We start from the raw sequence: 19,427 nt of genomic DNA, 5'->3' as shown, positions 1-19,427 counted from the left end.
TTATACTAAATATGAAATAATTTCCCGCTTATTAAATGACATTAAGAATACTTGATTCTCCATTTTGAAATAAGGTTGCGGAATCATTTTATCCATACCAATCAGTACGACTTGTTTATCTAACAACTGGTTTAAATTGCTTAACGCTAAAATTAAGTTAAATTTTTGTCCATCTTCTTGATGAAAGCACCAGAGATAGTGTTCATCAACCTTGCTTAGCCATATTGGCCCTGATATAAGTTCCTCTGCTAAAAATGGAGGAGTATGCGGATACGTAATCGGGTATTGTATCTTATTTAAACAAATTTCTAAATCTAGATCGTGGACGATGCTTACCTCAGCACTAGCGATATCAATTAAATAACTCTCACCAGTCAGAATACTACGATGTCTCGCATGGATGTATTCACAATACACGTCCAATAAGATGTATTCATACGATAGGAATATTTCCTGATTTAAATAAATATCAATGATTTTTATACCTTCTTGGATGGGGGTATGTTCGCCAACTCGTTTTAAAATTAGTTTGGCATTTTGTATGCTGTCCAAAGTCCATTCTTTACTTTCCGCTATGCAAGCGTCTAATATAGGTTTTCCATTGAAATCAAAAATATGGAAACTGGCTAATGTACTCGCCAAATCTCTGGTTTCTATAGCAACTAAGGATTGCTTAGAATCAACTTCTATTTTCCAGATATTCTCGTGGAAAGCTTTCTCGAACACTTTATTTATTGTATATTTAGTCATCCGAGATGTTTTTTTTCGGGTTAATATATTTGAACTATGAACAAAATTACAAAATACATTTTAGGTATTATCCTTCTTTGTACCTATACCTTACAGTCGCTTCAAGCGCAAACGGTCTACACAGTTCAAATAAAAGAAGAAATAGGACCTAATGCTTGGAGAACAATGAAAAACGCGCTGGCTAAAGCCAAAGAAAGTAAAGCCAATTATTTTTTATTAGAACTCAATACCTACGGTGGTGCATTAAATTTTGCAGATTCTATCCGTACTAGTTTATTGAACGAAAAATCCTTTCAATCTATTGTGTACGTTAATAATAATGCAGCATCGGCTGGTGCGCTGATATCCTTGGCTGCAGATTATATTTATATGCATGCTGGTGCAAGTTTAGGTGCCGCTTCTGTGGTTAATCAGCAAGGGGAGATCATGCCTGAAAAATATCAATCCTACATGCGTGGGCTTATGCGTGCTACTGCAGAAGCGAAAGCAAGAGATCCCAAAGTAGCTGAAGCATTTGTAGACCCTGCGGTATCTATACCTACGCTAAAAGAAGATGGTAAACTATTAACGCTGACGACTTCAGAGGCTATTAAAATTGGCTTAGCCAAAAAAGAGGTGAATTCGGAAAATGAAATCTTCAGCGATTTGCAAATTAAAGAACCAAAAGTAACCGCTCATCAACTTACTTGGGTAGATTATTTAATTGCTTTTCTGATCAACCCACTCGTGAGTGGTATATTGATTATGGGAATTATCGGAGGAATTTACTTTGAAATGCAATCACCTGGAATTGGTTTTGCACTCCTTATTGCAATAATTTGTGCTACTTTGTTTTTTGCTCCTTTATATTTGCAAGGTTTGGCAGACCATTGGGAGATTGCCATTTTTGTTTTAGGTATTATCTTGTTGGCCTTAGAAATACTAGTTATTCCAGGGTTTGGGGTAGCCGGAATAGCCGGAATCATCCTCATGTTGTGTGGTCTTGCTTTTTCTATGGTGGCGAATGATTATTTTGATTTTAAATTAACTCAACCCGGATTATTAATGAATTCCTTTATTATCGTTATTGGAGCCATGGTATTAACCATTGTGCTTATGGTTATTTTTGGCAGAAATCTATTAGAATCCTCTGCTTTTAAGAAATTGGTTTTAGAGGATGAACAACGATCTGATATAGGTTACACTTCTTCCATGACTAAAACTAATTTATTGGATAAGGTAGGTATTGCAAAAACTGTATTGCGACCTGCAGGAAAAATAGAAATTGATCAGGTATGGTATGATGCTGTAGCTTTGGATGGTTTTATAGATGCAGGAGAACAAATCTATGTCGAAAAGCATGAAAACTATAATCTATTTGTTCGAAAATTATCAGAAAAAAATAGTTAATCGATTCCTGTAATCGTTTATGGATTGAATATTAGATAAGGTGATCTTTTTAAACATGGATTTTCCTTTCTAAGCGGTTTTTTGAGCCTTCAATAGCATTAGAAATAAATAGCGCTTGTTACAATTGATAACAAGCGCTATTTATTTTTATAATTTATTTAAATATTCCAAGCATTAAAATTTGGTACCTAAGGTAAGCACCATATTTAGTCTTGAGTTTTTAACATCGGCTGTTGGGTTTGGAGAATTCCAAACATCTTCTAGTTGATAAGTCGTATGTGACTGAGCTTTATTAACTGATTTTACAGCAGCAAAATCAACATAAAACTTACTTGCCAACACATAGCCTAATCCTAAACTGATATTGCTATCGAAAGATTTAACATCTTTAAAAGCTGATCCTATAAAATTGACACCTGCTCTTCCTGTCAACTGGTCAGTGAATAAATACTCTGTTCCCAATCGAACATTGGCATTACCTTTAAACTGATTACTAAAAGTTTTATTAAACTCATTTTCTTGATTTATATTCGGATCAAGAGAAATGTCTGTATAGTTCATCACACTATAGTCCACATATTCTATTTCTGCAGAAAACAATCCTCGTCCATGAAATTTTGTAGCTCCAAAGGAGGCTTTCCAAGGAGTTAAGATGCTATATTCTAGGATGCCACCACCAACCTTAGAATTGTAAGCAGGGTGAAGGGTATTTGTTGCATTCTCATCTTCATAATAGTTCGCAACGGTCTCTAACCAATCTTCTTGTTTTACTTCTGTCCAAGTAGGAGAGGTAAAGCTTACCCCTAAGTTCCAATCCCAGGAAGGTTTGTAAATAAGACCTAAACTCAAATTACCACCGGTACCCTCTGTTTTCATATCTTTATAATCAGTCAATTCGTAATTGATATCTAAATACCTTGATTCCACAGTATTCGGTTTAGCAAATTCAGAATTTGGGTTATCGGGAGTAATCTCATCGGCACGTTTCGTCCAACCACCTTCAAAAACACTTTGAGTAAAGGTTGACTTATAAGTTAAAAATCCAACACTCATACCGACATAAATTTTATTTCCATAGTTTGCTCCAAAGGAGATATTTGTGCGGTATTTATACCCTTGGTTGGTATGGTCGAATTGTTGGTTTTTAGGGTCTGCTTCGAGTACCGTTGGAAAATATCCATTAGCGGCATCAGCAAATTGATCGACTAAATAGGATTTACGGAAATCAGAGGTAAATCCTGAATTATAGAACATTTCATCGGAAAGGTATTGTACGATGGTATTTCTGGTGTTATTACCGGCATAGGAAAGCTTTTCATTAAAATTGGACTGTCTATCAAAACTAAATCCCATATTAAATGATTGCCAACCAAAGTCTGGATCTTGACTCACATTACTGTGAATAACTAAACCGATGTTTTCTAATCCAAACTTATTTTGCGCAATTTTTGTTTGTTGACCGAAATAATTACTGCTGTTTTGATTTGAAAAGAAACTGGTACTAATGGAAAGATCACTTTGCCCATAAAATCCAAGTCCGGCAGGATTTCCAGTAATGGAACTAATATCTCCACCCACTGCAGTTTGTACATTTCCCATGGCTTTGAATCGTGCTGTACCTGTTTGAATATCTTTCGATAATAAATGTGCGTTATCTAAAACAGACTGCGCTTGTGTAGTTTGAATACCTAAGTAAAAAAGAAAAAAAGGAATGCTAAGTAATCTTAATTTCATGAAGCTTCGTTAAGAATGGTTATAAGAATTTAGCCAATATAATTTTATATTGGCTAAAGTAGTTATTGACTGTTGGTATTATCTTCTGCTACCACTTCTTCCTGATGATGAAGAAGAGGAACTACCACTGCTTCGGCTGCTACTACCTGCGCTGCTACCGGAAGAGGAAGATCCTCGACTGAAACTACCGCTAGAACGGCTGGATTCAGTAGGTCTAGAAGCTGGTGCTGTAGACCTTGTTGGTGCAGAGGAACGAGTAGGTGTCTCACGAACCGTTCCTTGTTGTGAACGACTACTAGGTGTCCTTTGCGGAGTGTTATTTGATCTTGTCGAAGGGGTAGTTCTATTAATAGTGCCTTCTGATCTGCTTGTACCTGTACGATCGGTAACAGTCCCTTGCGATCTGGATGAAGGAGTTCTATTTGTTGTTCCTTGTGATCTTGTTGTTCCTGTACGGTCAGTCACAGTTCCTTGTGATCTTGAAGTACTTGTTCTGTTCGAACTTGATCTGTCCGATGTCACTCGCTCCCGAGAGCGGCTTACCGTACCACGATCATTGCCAGTTCTAGAAGTACCTGTACGGTTGGAACTTCCAATCCTTGAACTTCTATCGCTACTAGCTGCTGCTCTTCCAGATAATATACGTCCATTATTGTCACGAACAATAGATGAACGATTGGAAGCAACACCGCCATTGTAAATACGTTGACTACGATTAGATGCTACACGACCACGGTCATTGTAATATCCTGTGCCATAACGTGGGTTGCCCCAATGACTGTAGTAAGAGTTATATCCCCAGTAATTTCCATAGCCATAGTATGGAGAATTCCATCCATATCCGTAATAAGGAGAGTTCCAACCATATCTATTCCAAGGGGAATTCCATCCATATCCATACCATGGAGAACCCCAGTAGCTACCGATGCTGATTCCAAATCCAGAACCCCATCCGAAACCAAAGCCACTGTTGAAGCCATACCATGGATCAAAAAATGGATCATAATAATTCATGCCTGGTGAATAGTAATGAAATCTATTGATGCGGTTGGCATATTCTAAATCTTCATAGCTTTCATCTACAAATTGTTCATCGGTATATTCATCTGCATAATATTCAGATTGTGCTAATGATTCATCCTCTACGGGATCGGTATAATAATAGTCTGGACTTTGGTATACAGCCCTGGTATCTCGGTTATTATACACATCATCACGATAGACGGTTCGGCTTGCAGTCGAACAGGAGCTAATAAAAACTAGCATCGCTATACCTATTCCTCCAAAAAATATCTTGTTGTTTTTCATGATCCTAAAACAGTTTAAATTCGATATTACAGTCATTAATTATTATCTTAGACGCAATTTTTATATCGGGGTTTAATCTTCCAATCAAAAATAAGAATAATTTTTAGTATGGAGCATAAAGTTGGTTTTTAACCCAATTAAACCCTTTTTAAATTTTTACTTACATATTTTTTTTATCGAATGAGTAAAGGAATTACCAGCCGTAGTGAAGATTATTCACAATGGTACAATGATTTAGTGATTAAAGCAGATCTTGCAGAATACTCTGCAGTTCGTGGATGTATGGTGATTAAACCATACGGTTATGCTATTTGGGAACGTATGCAGGCCATTTTGGATAAGCGTTTCAAAGAAACAGGTCATTCAAATGCATATTTCCCCTTATTTATTCCCAAATCTTTTTTCTCTAAAGAAGCTTCCCATGTCGAAGGTTTTGCTACCGAATGTGCGGTTGTTACTCATTACCGTTTGAAAAATGATGGCAATGGAAATATTATTGTTGATGAAGATGCTAAATTAGAGGAAGAGCTAATTGTACGTCCTACCTCCGAAACTATTATATGGAACACTTACCGCGGTTGGATTGAATCTTACCGTGACCTTCCTATTTTAGTTAACCAATGGGCGAATGTGGTTCGTTGGGAAATGAGAACAAGACTATTCCTACGTACCGCAGAATTTCTGTGGCAAGAAGGTCACACGGCTCATGCTACAAGAGAAGAAGCGATTGCAGAGACAGAACAAATGTTGGATGTGTATGCTGATTTTGCAGAAAATACCTTGGCTGTACCTGTTGTTCGTGGTCGTAAGACAGAAAATGAACGTTTTGCTGGTGCATTGGATACCCTATGTATTGAAGCATTAATGCAAGATGGAAAAGCGTTACAAGCGGGAACTTCCCACTTTTTAGGGCAAAATTTTGCAAAAGCTTTTGATGTGAAATTCACCTCCAAAGAGGGTAAATTAGACCATGTTTGGGCAACTTCATGGGGTGTATCTACCCGTTTAATGGGGGCATTGATTATGGCGCATTCCGATGATCAAGGATTGGTTATACCACCTAAATTGGCTCCTATACAAGTTGTAATCGTTCCGATTTATAAAACCGACGAAGAAAAGGATGCTATTGATCGTTTTGTTAATGAACTAAATGCTGAATTGAAGGTCTTAGGGATTTCAGTTAAATATGATGATCGCGATACCCAACGTCCTGGGTATAAATTTGCCGAATGGGAGCTTAAAGGTGTGCCTTTACGTGTGGCTATTGGATCAAGAGATATGCAAAATGCTACGGTAGAAATTGCTCGTCGGGACACGCAAACGAAAGAGACCGTAGCACAGGCCGGACTAGCGAGTAAAATTGTCGGTCTTTTGGATGAAATCCAAGAGAATATATATACCAAGGCATTAAACTTCCGCGATTCACACATTACTGAAGTAAATTCTTATGAAGAATTTAAACAAGTTTTAACAGAAAAAGGCGGTTTTATTTCATGTCATTGGGATGGTACCGTAGAAACTGAAAAAAGAGTGAAAGAAGAAACCAAAGCAACTATTCGTTGTATTCCTTTGGATGCGAAAGATGAAGATGGCATCTGTATTTTTACAGGTAATCCATCTACTAAACGCGTATTATTTGCTAAAGCATATTAAAATATATGTATGAAGAAAGCCCTCATTTTGGGATGTGGTTGGCTAGCTGAAGATCTAGCTTTTACATTAAAAAATAAAAATTGGGAGATTTGGGCAACAACAACAACTCCTGAAAAATACCATCGTTTAAAAAACGATGGTATTTTTATTTACTTACACGACTTTGATCAGGAGGAAAATTTGCTCATTCATGAATTTCCAATTGTTGATCTGCTCATTATTTCCGTTCCTGCTACGCAAAAAAATACAATTGAACAAATTGATCAGCGTTTCCAAAAGATTACTCAGTTCATCTCGCAAATTTCCTATACAAAAGCCATTTTCTTTAGCTCCATAGGGATTTATCCCGATTTGGATATGCAATTTAGGGAAGAGCTGGCGCAGGACTATGCATTCAATGCTAAACTTAGCTTAGCTGAAAAATACATGTTTAAACTTCCAAATTTATCCGTTTTTAGATTAGCTGGATTATTTGGAAAAAATAGAATCTTCGCAAAATATTTTCAACAACGGATTTGCACAACGGGTGATCAACCGGCTAATTTCATCCATATCGAGGATGTCATTGGATTAATTCAATCCTATATAGCTATATCAAGTAAATCGGATATTTACAATTTGGTAGCACCTGATCATCCATCAAAGCGTAGGGTGATAGAAGCTAGTGCGGCTAAATATCAGTTGGATTTACCTGCTGCTTTTGAACCTCAAAACAGCTTTCAGAAAATTGTGCATGGAGATAAAATCATAAAACTGTTGAATTATACCTTCAAATACCCTTCGCCACTAGATTTTTAATAACTTAGTGGCTTTAATTTTTATACATCATGAACTATAAATTTGCAACGAAAGCGATTCATGCTGGTCAAGAAGCTGATCCTACAACTGGAGCGGTAATGACTCCGATATACCAAACTTCTACTTACCAACAAAAAGCCCCGGGAGACCATAAGGGTTTTGAATATTCCAGAGGGACTAATCCAACTCGTAAAGCTTTAGAAGATTGTTTAGCCGCATTAGAAAATGGAAAGCATGGTTTGGCTTTTTCTAGCGGAATGGCGGCTACGGATTGCGTGCTTCGTTTGTTAAAACCAGGAGATGAGGTGGTTACTGGCGATGATTTATACGGCGGTTCGTACCGTATATTCACCAAAGTTTATGAACCACTTGGAATCAAATTTATCTTCGTTAATACCTCGGATGTGCATGCTGTAGAAGCTGCCATCACCGACAAAACGAAATTGATCTGGGTAGAAACGCCTACTAATCCTACCTTAAAACTGGCTGATATAGAAGCGATAGGTTCCATCGCTAAAAAACATCAGATACTATATGCGGTAGATAATACCTTCGCCTCTCCTTATCTGCAAAATCCACTGGATTTAGGTGCAGATATTGTCATGCATTCTGTAACTAAATATTTAGGAGGACATTCGGATGTGGTGATGGGTGCGTTGATTGTTAACGATGATGAACTGTATAAATCTTTATGGTTTTATTACAATGCTTGTGGTGGTACTCCTGGTCCTCAAGATTCCTTTTTGGTATTAAGAGGTATTAAAACCTTACACTTACGTATGAAAGCGCATTGTGAGAATGGTAGAAAAGTAGCCGAATACCTGAAGAACCATCCAAAAATTGAAAAGATTTATTGGCCAGGTTTTACCGATCACCCAGGTCATGAAGTGGCTAAAAAGCAAATGAAAGATTTTGGAGGGATGGTTTCTATTGTATTAAAAGGGGAGGATTTACAAGGTACATTCCGCATTGCTTCTGGATTTAAGGTATTTACGTTAGCAGAGTCCTTAGGAGGAGTTGAATCGCTAATCAACCATCCGGCAACAATGACACATGGTTCTATACCGAAAGAAACACGCGAAAAAGTAGGTGTGGTCGATAACCTTTTGCGTCTTTCCGTTGGGATCGAAGATGCGGAAGATTTAATTGCCGACTTGGAACAAGCTTTAGCTCGTTAATTTATTGTAATATTTATTTTAATTAGCAGTCAGACTTTTGTACATTTGTGCAGCTAAAAAACGAATTTGTCAAATATGGAAAATACTACTGTAGAAAGACCAGCAAAACATACGGATAACAATGCAAACCGTACGGAATATTATGTTTCTTTAACCGTTGCCATTGTCATTGGATTAATTGGTGTTTTTATTCGCTTTGTACCTGATGTAATACCAGCTTTAAACCAATTAACCTCTGTGTTTTCTTGGATTGCTAATATTGCTGTTTTAATCGCATCATTTTTAGCATTCAAAGTGGTTTTTGCAATCTTAGGATTTAGTAAAAAATAATTCTTTTTAGAATTTAAAATATGCTTAAGCGTCTAATCGAAAGATTAGACGCTTTTTTTATGCCTTTATACTTCTTTTTCTAAACAACAAAATTCCCTAATTTCTACGCTTCAAACCTTCATTTTTGAATAATTTTTTTAGATCCAAATAGTATCCAAATTGTCTACTTCTTCGGATCTCCTTCGGACCTCAGTCGGACATTGGACGGACCTAAGTTGTGCTGTCCCGAACAAGATCCGAGTGAGATCCGATGGCGTAATAAATCAGTTATGTAAAAATCCTTTATCATTAAGAAGCTTATATGGTAATACAGTTGTTCCTTAGCTTTCTATTGACTCTTTTACAAGCACTACAGTCGAGCGTAGCTCCAATAGATCAAGAACACCTGCTTTTTTGAAATAATTACTGAATCAGACTTTAAGAATATAGGCATCAGCTCATTCATCACTTTCGGAGGACTGTCGATGAATAAGGTATTAAAATTTTTATTATAGGTATCATTACTAAATGGAATGATAGTTACGTCTGGAATTAGACTTTGTAATTGTATCGTTGATTTAATATAGTCTTCCCATTTTTAGCATGAATAAGCTAAGTTTAGGACTGTATGGACTTTTTTATCCATCGATCTCAAGTATGAATATCCCGATATGGCTTTGTCACCTCGAAATTTGAGGAATAAGAAACGTTTTTATGAGTATTATTATAAGACTGATGCAAAACTGCTGCAGCGTTTAGCAGTTTTATTGTGGGTTTTAATTTGTTTGCAAAAAATAATCCCTTCAATAATACATCTCCTGAAATAAGTACCAATTATCATAAAAAATGGTTTAGCGTAAACGTGCTAAACCATTTTTGACTAGTTATCCTAGTCTAATACCTAAGGTCTACTATCTAGTTAAAAATACTCCAGGTAGACCAAGGAATTCTAGATAGGATAATGATTAATCCTAAAATATAATAGATTAAGACCGTTTTATTAGCCTGTTTTGCATCTGCAATTTTTTTAGCTTTAATATATCCGATGCTGATTAATACGATACCGATAATCATCATTAATGGATGTTCTAAGAAATATAATCTAGAAGTGCTATCTCCCATAGTTTCCGATGAAAAATTACTCAAACCTCTAGCGGAGGTGAAATACAATATTAGTCCAATCACTAATTGTAAATGTGCACTTATGAAACCTATTAAAGCAATTTTGCGATTATAAGGTTTATTCCCCGAAAAATTTACTAGGGTGATTAAAATAGCGACAACCAAAGCCAATAATAATACGATGGCTAAAGTTGAGTGTAGATGTTGCATTCCTGTCAGCATAGTTTCATGTTTAATTTAGTTACAAATATACTATTTTGCTAATCGTTTATCGCCTAATTCTTTAAACTCTGATTTAGTTTTAAAGTTCGGGAAGCTTTTTTCCATACTTAAGGTATAACCCATGTCGAAGTAAAGCTTAATATCGGCAATAATTCCATCAAATTGCCAGTTACTGTCTACATGATCATTGACGGTATGGTATCTTCCTGCTAGTGCTTTTTGACGTTTTGCAACGGCTTCTTTATCTGGATCTAAGAAATCTCCGGCGCTACCCATGTAGATGGCAGGCACCCCTTTTTTAACAAAATTAAAATGGTCGGAACGGAAAAAACCTCCTGAAGCTGGGCTTCCTTCTGGTTTTTGGCTACGGTTAAATTTCGCTGCAGATCTGGCTGCGTAATCCTCTAATTCCGTTTGTCCAGTTCCTGTAACACTAAATCCGTTCATTGCACCAGCAACGTTAAAACAATCTATATTGATGTTTCCTACGGTTTTATTCAATGGGTAAATAGGGTTTTCTGTATAATATTGAGAACCTAATAAACCTTCTTCTTCGGCAGTAACGGCTAAGAAGACAATGCTGCGTTCAGGAGCTACTTTTGCGGCTTTAAACGCTTTTGCAAGTTCGAATAAGGCAGCTACTCCCGAGGCATTGTCTATAGCGCCATTGTAAATCGAATCTCCATGGGTAGGTTCTCCGATTCCTAAATGATCCCAATGTGCGGTATAAATAACGGTCTCTTCGGCTCGTTTAGTTCCTGGAATCATGGCAATCACATTGTTTGATTTAGAAACCCGAAATTTATTGGTCATTTTCACCGAGGTATGAGCCTGCATAGGGACTGGTTTAAAACCAGGTTTTTTAGCTTGTTCAATCAGGTTTGGATCTAAGCCTGCTACGTTAAATACTTGTTTAGCAGCTTCAGTAGTCATCCATCCTTTGAATTTTACCAAATCCAAGCCGTTGTTTTCCGGGATTAAGGACAATTGTGGTCCATTCCAACTGTTTCTTACAACATTCCAACCATAACTAGCGCCTTTAGTTTCATGTATGATGATTACACCAGTAGCACCTTGTCTCGATGCTTCTTCAATTTTATAAGTCCAACGTCCATAATAGGTCAGGGTATCGCCTTTAAAAAGTGTTTTATCGTATCGTCCAGGATCGGAAACCATCACGACTACCGTTTTACCTTTGACATCCAAATTGGCATAATCATTCCAATTGAATTCTGGAGCGACAATTCCAAATCCTGCAAATACTAAATCTGTTTTCTCGATATCTATTTGCGGCGATAAATGGGAAGTTCCTATTACAAAATCATCCAAATGGGTTAAGGTAGTGGATCCATTTTTTCCAGTAATGGTCAAATTCGAATTTGCTGGAAAAACTTCAGATTCCACTAAAGGCACCTCTTGGAAATAGGATTTTCCATTGCCTGGTTTTAAGCCTAAGGATTTAAATTGATTTTCAATGTAATTAACCGTAATGGTATCTCCTTTGGTAAACGGTTTTCTTCCTTGAAATTCATCGGAAGCTAATTTTTCTACCGACTCTTGATAGGTCTTTTCGGAAATGACAGCTAATGCTTTTTGATCCAAAGAATTCTTTTCCGTAGAGGAAGGTAAGCTTCGGCAGGAAAAGAAAAGTGTGATAAGCGCACTGCCGATAAGTAAAGAATGTTTCATCATGATAGTGTAATATAGTTGTTTGTTTTGTTAAGGTTGATCGATTGGAAAAACTTCTGCGATGGGATGAAAAAGATATATCCGATTGCTAGAAACTTCCAAACATTTATACCGTTTTCTTAATTTCTCCATTTTTTGAAATACTCTGCCATTTTTTATACTGAAAAAGCCATTAATTGCAATGCTGTCGATGGTGATGATTTCTTTTTCAGAAGTATCGTATTGTTTTAAGGTATGGTGTAAACTTAGATCGGTACAACTCGAAGCGGCAGGATTGTCCATGTACTTGATTAAAGCGAATTGTACATTTTCAGGGAATATACCCATTCTTAAAAATGGATCCATCAGGTTTTTAAAATTGTTTTTCCATTCTTGTCCATGAGGCTTGACCTTGTTTTTATGGCGTTGCCAAGTTTGTAAATGGGCAAATTCATGAATGGTAGTTACCAGAAAGGAATAAGGATTAAGATCGTGATTGACGGTTATTTGATGCGGTTGATTTTGGTATGGAGCCCGATAATCCCCTAATTTTGATTGCCGAGAGCGAGTCACTTTAAATCGACATCCCGTATCATTTATCCAAGTCGAAATGATAGGTGCAGCCTCTTCAGGTAGATATTTACTTAACTGTTTAGTGAAATCCGGCATCGGGTTACAAACTTATTAGTTTATTTGGAGAATTTATAATATTAAATGGTAGAAATTTAACACTGTTTTTTTTATTTGCCTATATTTGAATACAACTGTTCAAGGTCGTATTCTGCTTAGAAAAAGACCTTACTCTTATAATTAGGTATATACTGGATGTTAAGTAAATTACTGATAAAAAACTATGCATTGATTGATGCATTAGAAATTCAATTTGATCAAAAACTCAATATCATCACGGGTGAAACTGGTGCCGGAAAATCCATCATTATGGGAGCACTTGGATTAATTCTTGGTCAACGAGCAGAAAGCAGGCATTTTTATGATGCAACGGCCAAATGTGTTATTGAAGGGCATTTTGATATTCAAAAATATGCCTTAGCCGATTTGTTTCATGAGTTGGATTTGGATTATGAAGATCATTCCATCATCCGTAGAGAATTACTCGCCGATGGGAAATCTAGAGCATTTGTGAATGATACTCCAGTAACTTTACAGACACTCAAAACCCTAGGGGAGCGCTTAATTGATATTCACTCTCAGCATGCTACCTTGCAAATAAATACAGAAAGTTTTCAATTATTTGTATTGGATACCATGGCACAACATATGGAGGTGATTACTAATTATAAGCTTAGCTATAAACAACATAAGAAATTACTTGCTGAATGGAAAGCATTGCAAGAGGAGTTAGAAAATTCTAAATCGGTCTATGATTATCATCAATTTTTGTATACTGAGTTGGAACAAGCAAATTTACAAGTTTCAGAGCAAGAAATGTTGGAAACCGAGCAAACTCAACTTGAAAATGCAGAAGATATAAAAAAGCATTTGCACCTAGCTACGGCACAATTACAAAATACAGATCAAAATTTAATTGACGGCTTAAAGACCGTTAATCAATCGATTCAACAAGCATCAAGATATTTGCCATTAGCATCGGTATTAAACGATCGATTAAGTAGTGCGATCATTGAACTGAAAGATATTGCAGCGGAATTGGAACAGGCTTCGGATGGTATTCAAATGGATGAAGAACGATTGAAGTGGGTAAATGAACGATTATCATTATTATATAGTTTGCAAAAGAAGCACCGGACAGACTCGGTTGATGCTTTAATTAGGATGCGGGATGAGTTTGCTAATAAGCTGTTGGATACGGATAGTTTAGAAGGTAAAATTAGTAATCTAAAAAAGGAAATAGACAATACCTTTTTAAAGTTAGCAGATTTAGCGGCATTAATTACCAAAAATCGCTTGGCAGCAGGGCTATTAGTAGAGCAGGAAGTTCAATCTGTTCTTAATCGGGTAGGTATGCCACATGCCCAATTGAAAGTAGATCGGAGGGAAGTGCAAGAATTCAAATCGAATGGTTTAGATGAAGTAAATTTTCTATTTTCTGCCAATAAGGGACAAGGCTTGCAAGCGATAAGTAAGGTGGCTTCTGGTGGGGAATTGTCTAGAGTAATGTTAGCGATAAAATCTTTGTTGGCAAAGACTTCGGCATTACCGACCATCATATTTGATGAAATTGATACAGGAATTTCTGGAGAGGTGGCTTTAAAAGTTGGTGAATTAATGGAAGAACTTGCGCAAGATATGCAAGTGATTAGTATAACGCATTTACCTCAGATTGCTTCACAAGGAAATAGTCATTTTAAAGTTTTTAAAAATGATGTAGGGGATCGCACGAAATCAAGTATAGTTTTACTTAAGGAGTCTGACCGGGTGATGGAGATTGCACAAATGTTAAGTGGGTCTAAACCTGAAGATACAGCCATTCTTCATGCGAAGGAATTATTGAAGTAAAAAAATAGCCATGGTGAAAATGGTAAAAAATAGAAAAGGGAAATAAATTAGAGCCGCACTCCATTTATTTCCCTTATATATTAATCGAAATTGTTAATTTCCTATTTCTGATTCTGTTAATACAACTTTTACCAATGCCTTTTCTGGTGAAAGAGCAGTAGCTGAAGATCCACGATATTCCGCATATATAGTTACTTTACCTATGGAATAATTTGCACTATAATGATAGTCATCAATAGTAGCTGGAATATTCTCATAAGTATTTGGATTACTATCCAGTAACATAGAAACATCAACATGACCATCCTCAAAGATATAATCCTTTAAATCTGGAACATTGATGGTAACTCTATAATTAACAATATCCCCATTGGTTATACGTTCCCAATCATTTGGGTCAACATTATATACATAACTTACTCCAGGAGTAATGTTCGTAATATATTCCTTGGTGCAAGAACTGAAACTAACTAAAGATGCAGTTCCGATTGCTAGAGCTAAAAGTAATTTTTTCATTTGTGGTTGCTAATTTATCGTGATTTAATAGTTTTCCTTTTGTAAGTAGACGATAGAGATTTAAAATAGTTTAATTGTAAGTACAAAAATATGACCACAATTGAATTTTATTGAATTTTTTAAGGAAATGAAATGTAAAAAGGCCTAGAGGCAATGAACCTGTAGGCCAAATAAATTGTTTATCATTGATGATAAAACGATCAATTCTATTCCGAGTAGAACCGCGTATACACGGCTAATATCTCAGTTCTTTCAGTTCAAACCTACTGTTTTATATGCTTCAGTTTATTGACCGAAAATATTTTGATGGCATTACCTTCTTTAGTGAGTAACTTTTCATCTTTAAAGTCGGCTAACATGCGACTAATCGTTTCATTTGCCGTTCCTGCTAATGCAGCGAGATCATCACGGGAAATTTTAATGGTAACCTCATCTGTTTGGAGATTCGATTTTTCCGCTACATTAACCAAAGCGTTTGCAACTCTTTTGCGTACTGAATCATAAGCAAACCCTAACATCTGTTCTTCTTTTTCGCGTATGTTTTGCGATAATACCTTCACTAATTTTGCGGCGATTGCTGGTTTTTTATAAAGTAATTCAAAAAAAATATCTTTATGAATTAAGGAGATTTCTGCATCTTCAAGTGTTGCGGCATTATCACCGTATTTATCATTTAATAGCACGGATTCCATGCCAAAGAATTGATCTTCAACAAAAATATTCGTAGATAATTCGCGACCATCTTTGTAATTTAAAAAACTACGAACTTTCCCCTTTTTTAAATAATAAACATAAATAGGTGTATCGCCAGCTTCGTAAATGGATTGCTTTTTCTTGATAATTTTAGTTCGGCCATGGTTTGCCAAGTCCTGCAATAAGTAGGCTTGTTCTTGATCGTCTAATCGTAAATTGTCCACACTAGGGGCTACCTTAGCTTGGATTTGAGATCTTTTCTTAAATCGACTTTCAATAGCATTCAAAAGTTCAATATCATCAAAAGGCTTCGTCAGATAATCATCAGCTCCCATTTCCATTGCTTTCCGAATGTCTGCTTTTTCGGTTTTAGCGGTTAGGAAAATGAAAGGGATATGTTGGGTACTTTCATGCTTGCTAAGCATATAGAGTACGCCAAAACCATCCAACTCTGGCATCATAATGTCGCATAAAATCATATCCGGATTATGCTTAATCGCCAAATCAACTCCTGATTTTCCTTCCTCTGCAACAATAACAGTATATTCTCCGGTTAGTTCAAGTATTTCTGCTGTACTCTCCCGAATATCGCTATTGTCTTCAATGATTAATATTTTTCTTTTTTCCATGCTATTGGATAAAATTCATTTTAAAGATTGCGCCTTGATTCACTTGTGACCAATAATTCATCGTTCCACCCATCAATTCGACATACCGCCTCACAATATTTAATCCTAAACCAGTTCCTGGTATATTTCCTGTATTGTTGGCCCTAAAGAAAGGTTCAAATAAATTATTTTGTTCCTCCAATGGTATCCCGATACCATTATCCTTTACCGTAACCATCAACGAATTGCCTTCTATTTCTGTGTTAAACTCGATGAAGGTATCTTCACCTGAATATTTAATAGCATTGGAAACAAGATTGATAATGCTATTTTTCAACAGGTTTGGATCAATTAAAAATAAATATTCTTCTCCGGTATGTTGGTATATGATGTGTTGATTTTTTTTGCAGATGAGTTGCATTTCTTCCGCAATTTCTTCACCTAACTGAACCATGTTGATGGAAGATTTGTTCACGACGACAACACCAGCTTCTAATTTCTCTAAATTTAGAAAATCATTTAATATGGTGTTTAACAATTGTACAGAACTTTTGATCCTAGAGGTGTGTTTTTCAATAGGAGCGTAGTCTAACTTATCTACATAGCGATCAATCAAAGAGGCAGAAAGTTGAACCGAACTTAAAGGTGTACGAAATTCGTGTGAAGCCATAGAAACAAATCTTGATTTCAATTGATTCAATTCTTTTTCTTTCTCTAAAGATACACTGACATCTGCTTTCGCTTTTTCAAGTTCTGAAACTAATTTGATTAGATCTTTTGTTCGTTCCCTAACTTTTTGTTCCAATTCTTGTGTGTGCTTCTTCAGCTCAGATTCGGCTTGTTTTTCTTTGGTAAGATCATGAATAAAACCCGTAAAAATTTTTCGATCCTTGTAAAAAACTTCACTTACGGCCAAGCGAAAAGGAAATGTCTTGCCACATTTTTTGAGTCCTTTTACTTCGCGACCTATTCCAATAATTCTTTTATTCCCAGTGGATTCATAATTATGGATGTATCCGTCATGTCTCGATTTGTCAGGCTCTGGCATTAACATCGCAATGTTATTGCCTATAACCTCTTGCGGATCGTATCCAAACAATTCGGATGCTGCAGGATTAATACTTTCTATTATTCCTCGATTATCTATGGTGATAATTCCATCTATGGCATTCTCAATAATAGCCTCAAGTAGTTTTGCAGTTTCCAAAATGGTACTATTTTACTAATTTTTTGTATTTAATACGTTTAGGACCTACATCGCCTAATCGTTTTTTGCGATTTTCTTCATATTCGGTATAGTTACCCTCAAAGAAATAAACTTGAGAATCACCTTCAAACGCTAAAATATGCGTACAAATCCGGTTTAAGAACCATCTATCGTGAGAAATGATAACGGCACAACCACCAAAGTTGTCTAAGCCTTCTTCTAGGGCACGCAAGGTATTGACATCAATATCATTCGTAGGCTCATCCAAAAGCAATACATTGGCTCCTTTTTTAAGGGTAATAGCTAAATGTACACGGTTTCTTTCTCCTCCAGATAATACGCCAACTTTCTTTTGTTGATCGCCACCATTGAAGTTGAATTTTGAAACATAGGCTCTGGAGTTTACTGCTTTATTTCCTAGGTTAATATTTTCATTGCCATCGGTAATGTTTTCCCAAACAGATTTATTGGGATCTAAATCATCATGCATTTGATCGACATATCCAACGGATACCGTTTCGCCTACTTTGAATGTTCCTGAATCTGGTGTTTCCTGTCCGGTAATTAATCGAAATAGGGTTGTTTTTCCTGCACCGTTTGGACCGATAATACCGACTATGCCTGCAGGGGGTAAGGCGAAGCTTAAGTTCTCAAATAATAATTTATCACCGTAAGCTTTGGATACTTGATTGGCTTCAATGACTACATTTCCTAATCGAGGTCCTGGTGGAATAAATAATTCTAATTTTTCTTCTCGTTCTTTGGTTTCTTCAGAGGCGAGTTTATCATAATTATGTAAACGTGCTTTGGATTTGGCATGTCTGGCTTTAGGTGCCATTCGTACCCATTCTAATTCACGCTCTAAGGTTTTTTGTCTCTTAGTTTCTTGCTTTTCTTCTTGGGCTAGTCGTTTTGCTTTTTGATCTAACCATGAGGAGTAATTTCCTTTCCAAGGAATGCCTTCTCCACGATCTAATTCTAATATCCAACCAGCAACATTGTCTAAGAAGTAACGGTCGTGCGTTACAGCAATGACGGTACCTTTATAGTGTTGAAGGTGTTGTTCCAACCAGTCTATAGATTCTGCATCCAAGTGGTTGGTCGGCTCATCCAATAATAATACGTCAGGTTCTTGTAATAATAATCGGCACATGGCAACACGGCGACGCTCACCTCCTGACAAATTGGCAATTAAAGCGTCTGGTTCTGGACAACGTAAAGCATCCATCGCGCGCTCTAACTTACTGTCTAATTCCCAAGCGTTTGTGGCGTCTATAAGATCTTGTAACACCCCTTGACGAGTGAGTAATTTGTCCATCTCGTCCGGGTTTTCATAGACCTCGGGTAATCCGAATTTCTCATTTATTTCTTCATATTCTTTCAAGATAGCGGTTGTTTCAGCAACCCCTTCTTCGACTACTTGAAGAACGGTTTTATTGGGGTCCAATTCAGGTTCTTGTGCTAAATAACCCACAGTATAGCCTGGAGAGAAAACCACCTCACCTTGGTAGGATTTATCCAATCCTGCAATGATTTTTAATAGGGAAGATTTACCGGAACCATTTAAACCAATAACACCGATTTTGGCACCATAGAAAAAGGATAAGTAAATATTTTTAAGTACTTGTTTTGATGGGGGATAAATTTTATTTACCCCAGCCATTGAAAAGATAATTTTTTCGTCGGACATAAGTATGATGAAACTTTTAGCACAAAGATAAGGGAAATACTGACAAATTGATAGTTTTAGGGATATGGCGTAATTGTTGATAAAAAATAACTATAACAAGTGGG

Annotated in this window: 16 protein-coding genes; 6 read left to right on the top strand and 10 right to left on the bottom strand. The window is 36.4% G+C overall.

Annotation, left to right across the window (positions count from 1 at the left end):
* A complete protein-coding gene (locus tag ACFRAE_RS09490) occupies positions 1-750 on the bottom strand; it encodes a hypothetical protein (RefSeq protein WP_422796911.1) in 750 nt (249 codons plus the stop codon).
* Positions 751-786: 36 nt separating this feature from the next.
* Here ACFRAE_RS09490 and ACFRAE_RS09485 point away from each other — a divergent pair, with 36 nt between their 5' ends.
* On the top strand, positions 787-2,139 hold the full coding sequence (locus ACFRAE_RS09485; RefSeq protein ID WP_422796910.1) for an NfeD family protein: 1,353 nt from the start codon (positions 787-789) through the stop codon (positions 2,137-2,139).
* A 174-nt stretch (positions 2,140-2,313) separates the two neighbouring features.
* On the opposite strand, the gene ACFRAE_RS09480 is transcribed toward ACFRAE_RS09485, so the two are convergent.
* Complete coding sequence (locus tag ACFRAE_RS09480) at positions 2,314-3,873, bottom strand: OmpP1/FadL family transporter (protein ID WP_422796909.1); 1,560 nt, start codon at positions 3,871-3,873, stop codon at positions 2,314-2,316.
* A gap of 78 nt (positions 3,874-3,951) precedes the next feature.
* Entirely contained in the window at positions 3,952-5,181 is a 1,230-nt protein-coding gene (locus tag ACFRAE_RS09475; protein WP_422796908.1) for a hypothetical protein, read from the bottom strand.
* Between the two features lie 180 nt (positions 5,182-5,361).
* Here ACFRAE_RS09475 and proS point away from each other — a divergent pair, with 180 nt between their 5' ends.
* The 4 genes from proS to ACFRAE_RS09455 all read left to right on the top strand — a co-directional run bounded on the left by proS (position 5,362) and on the right by ACFRAE_RS09455 (position 9,140).
* Positions 5,362-6,834, top strand: a complete 1,473-nt coding sequence (gene proS / locus ACFRAE_RS09470) for a proline--tRNA ligase (RefSeq protein ID WP_422796907.1) — start codon at positions 5,362-5,364, stop codon at positions 6,832-6,834.
* Between the two features lie 9 nt (positions 6,835-6,843).
* Positions 6,844-7,632: a GDP-L-fucose synthase gene (locus ACFRAE_RS09465; RefSeq protein ID WP_422796906.1), complete on the top strand. Its 789-nt coding sequence runs from the start codon at positions 6,844-6,846 to the stop codon at positions 7,630-7,632.
* A gap of 29 nt (positions 7,633-7,661) precedes the next feature.
* Complete coding sequence (locus ACFRAE_RS09460) at positions 7,662-8,810, top strand: cystathionine gamma-synthase (protein ID WP_422796905.1); 1,149 nt, start codon at positions 7,662-7,664, stop codon at positions 8,808-8,810.
* Positions 8,811-8,885: 75 nt separating this feature from the next.
* Entirely contained in the window at positions 8,886-9,140 is a 255-nt protein-coding gene (locus tag ACFRAE_RS09455) for a hypothetical protein (RefSeq protein WP_422796904.1), read from the top strand.
* An 894-nt stretch (positions 9,141-10,034) separates the two neighbouring features.
* Here the strand turns inward: ACFRAE_RS09455 and ACFRAE_RS09450 are convergent.
* From ACFRAE_RS09450 to ACFRAE_RS09440, 3 genes are read right to left on the bottom strand one after another with little or no spacing between them, the layout of a single operon-like run.
* Entirely contained in the window at positions 10,035-10,463 is a 429-nt protein-coding gene (locus ACFRAE_RS09450) for a hypothetical protein (RefSeq protein WP_422796903.1), read from the bottom strand.
* Positions 10,464-10,493: 30 nt separating this feature from the next.
* Positions 10,494-12,155, bottom strand: a complete 1,662-nt coding sequence (locus ACFRAE_RS09445) for a M20/M25/M40 family metallo-hydrolase (RefSeq protein ID WP_422796902.1) — start codon at positions 12,153-12,155, stop codon at positions 10,494-10,496.
* Between the two features lie 27 nt (positions 12,156-12,182).
* Complete coding sequence (locus tag ACFRAE_RS09440; protein ID WP_422796901.1) at positions 12,183-12,800, bottom strand: SprT-like domain-containing protein; 618 nt, start codon at positions 12,798-12,800, stop codon at positions 12,183-12,185.
* Positions 12,801-12,956: 156 nt separating this feature from the next.
* Between ACFRAE_RS09440 and recN the strand changes: the two genes are divergently transcribed.
* Positions 12,957-14,609, top strand: coding sequence for a DNA repair protein RecN (gene recN, locus ACFRAE_RS09435; RefSeq protein ID WP_422796900.1), 1,653 nt, complete (start codon positions 12,957-12,959; stop codon positions 14,607-14,609).
* 93 nt (positions 14,610-14,702) lie between these two features.
* Here the strand turns inward: recN and ACFRAE_RS09430 are convergent, their stop codons facing one another.
* The 4 genes from ACFRAE_RS09430 to ettA form a co-directional block, all read right to left on the bottom strand.
* On the bottom strand, positions 14,703-15,125 hold the full coding sequence (locus ACFRAE_RS09430) for a hypothetical protein (protein WP_422796899.1): 423 nt from the start codon (positions 15,123-15,125) through the stop codon (positions 14,703-14,705).
* Between the two features lie 263 nt (positions 15,126-15,388).
* Positions 15,389-16,447, bottom strand: coding sequence for a response regulator (locus ACFRAE_RS09425; protein WP_422796898.1), 1,059 nt, complete (start codon positions 16,445-16,447; stop codon positions 15,389-15,391).
* Position 16,448: 1 nt separating this feature from the next.
* Entirely contained in the window at positions 16,449-17,633 is a 1,185-nt protein-coding gene (locus ACFRAE_RS09420; protein WP_422796897.1) for a PAS domain S-box protein, read from the bottom strand.
* 7 nt (positions 17,634-17,640) lie between these two features.
* Complete coding sequence (gene ettA / locus ACFRAE_RS09415; protein WP_422796896.1) at positions 17,641-19,323, bottom strand: energy-dependent translational throttle protein EttA; 1,683 nt, start codon at positions 19,321-19,323, stop codon at positions 17,641-17,643.
* Positions 19,324-19,427: the final 104 nt, after the last annotated feature.

Origin of the sequence: Sphingobacterium sp. HJSM2_6 (assembly GCF_049316305.1) — a bacterium.
Taxonomy (GTDB): Bacteria; Bacteroidota; Bacteroidia; order Sphingobacteriales; family Sphingobacteriaceae; genus Sphingobacterium.
This window is presented reverse-complemented; position numbering and strand designations above follow the sequence as displayed.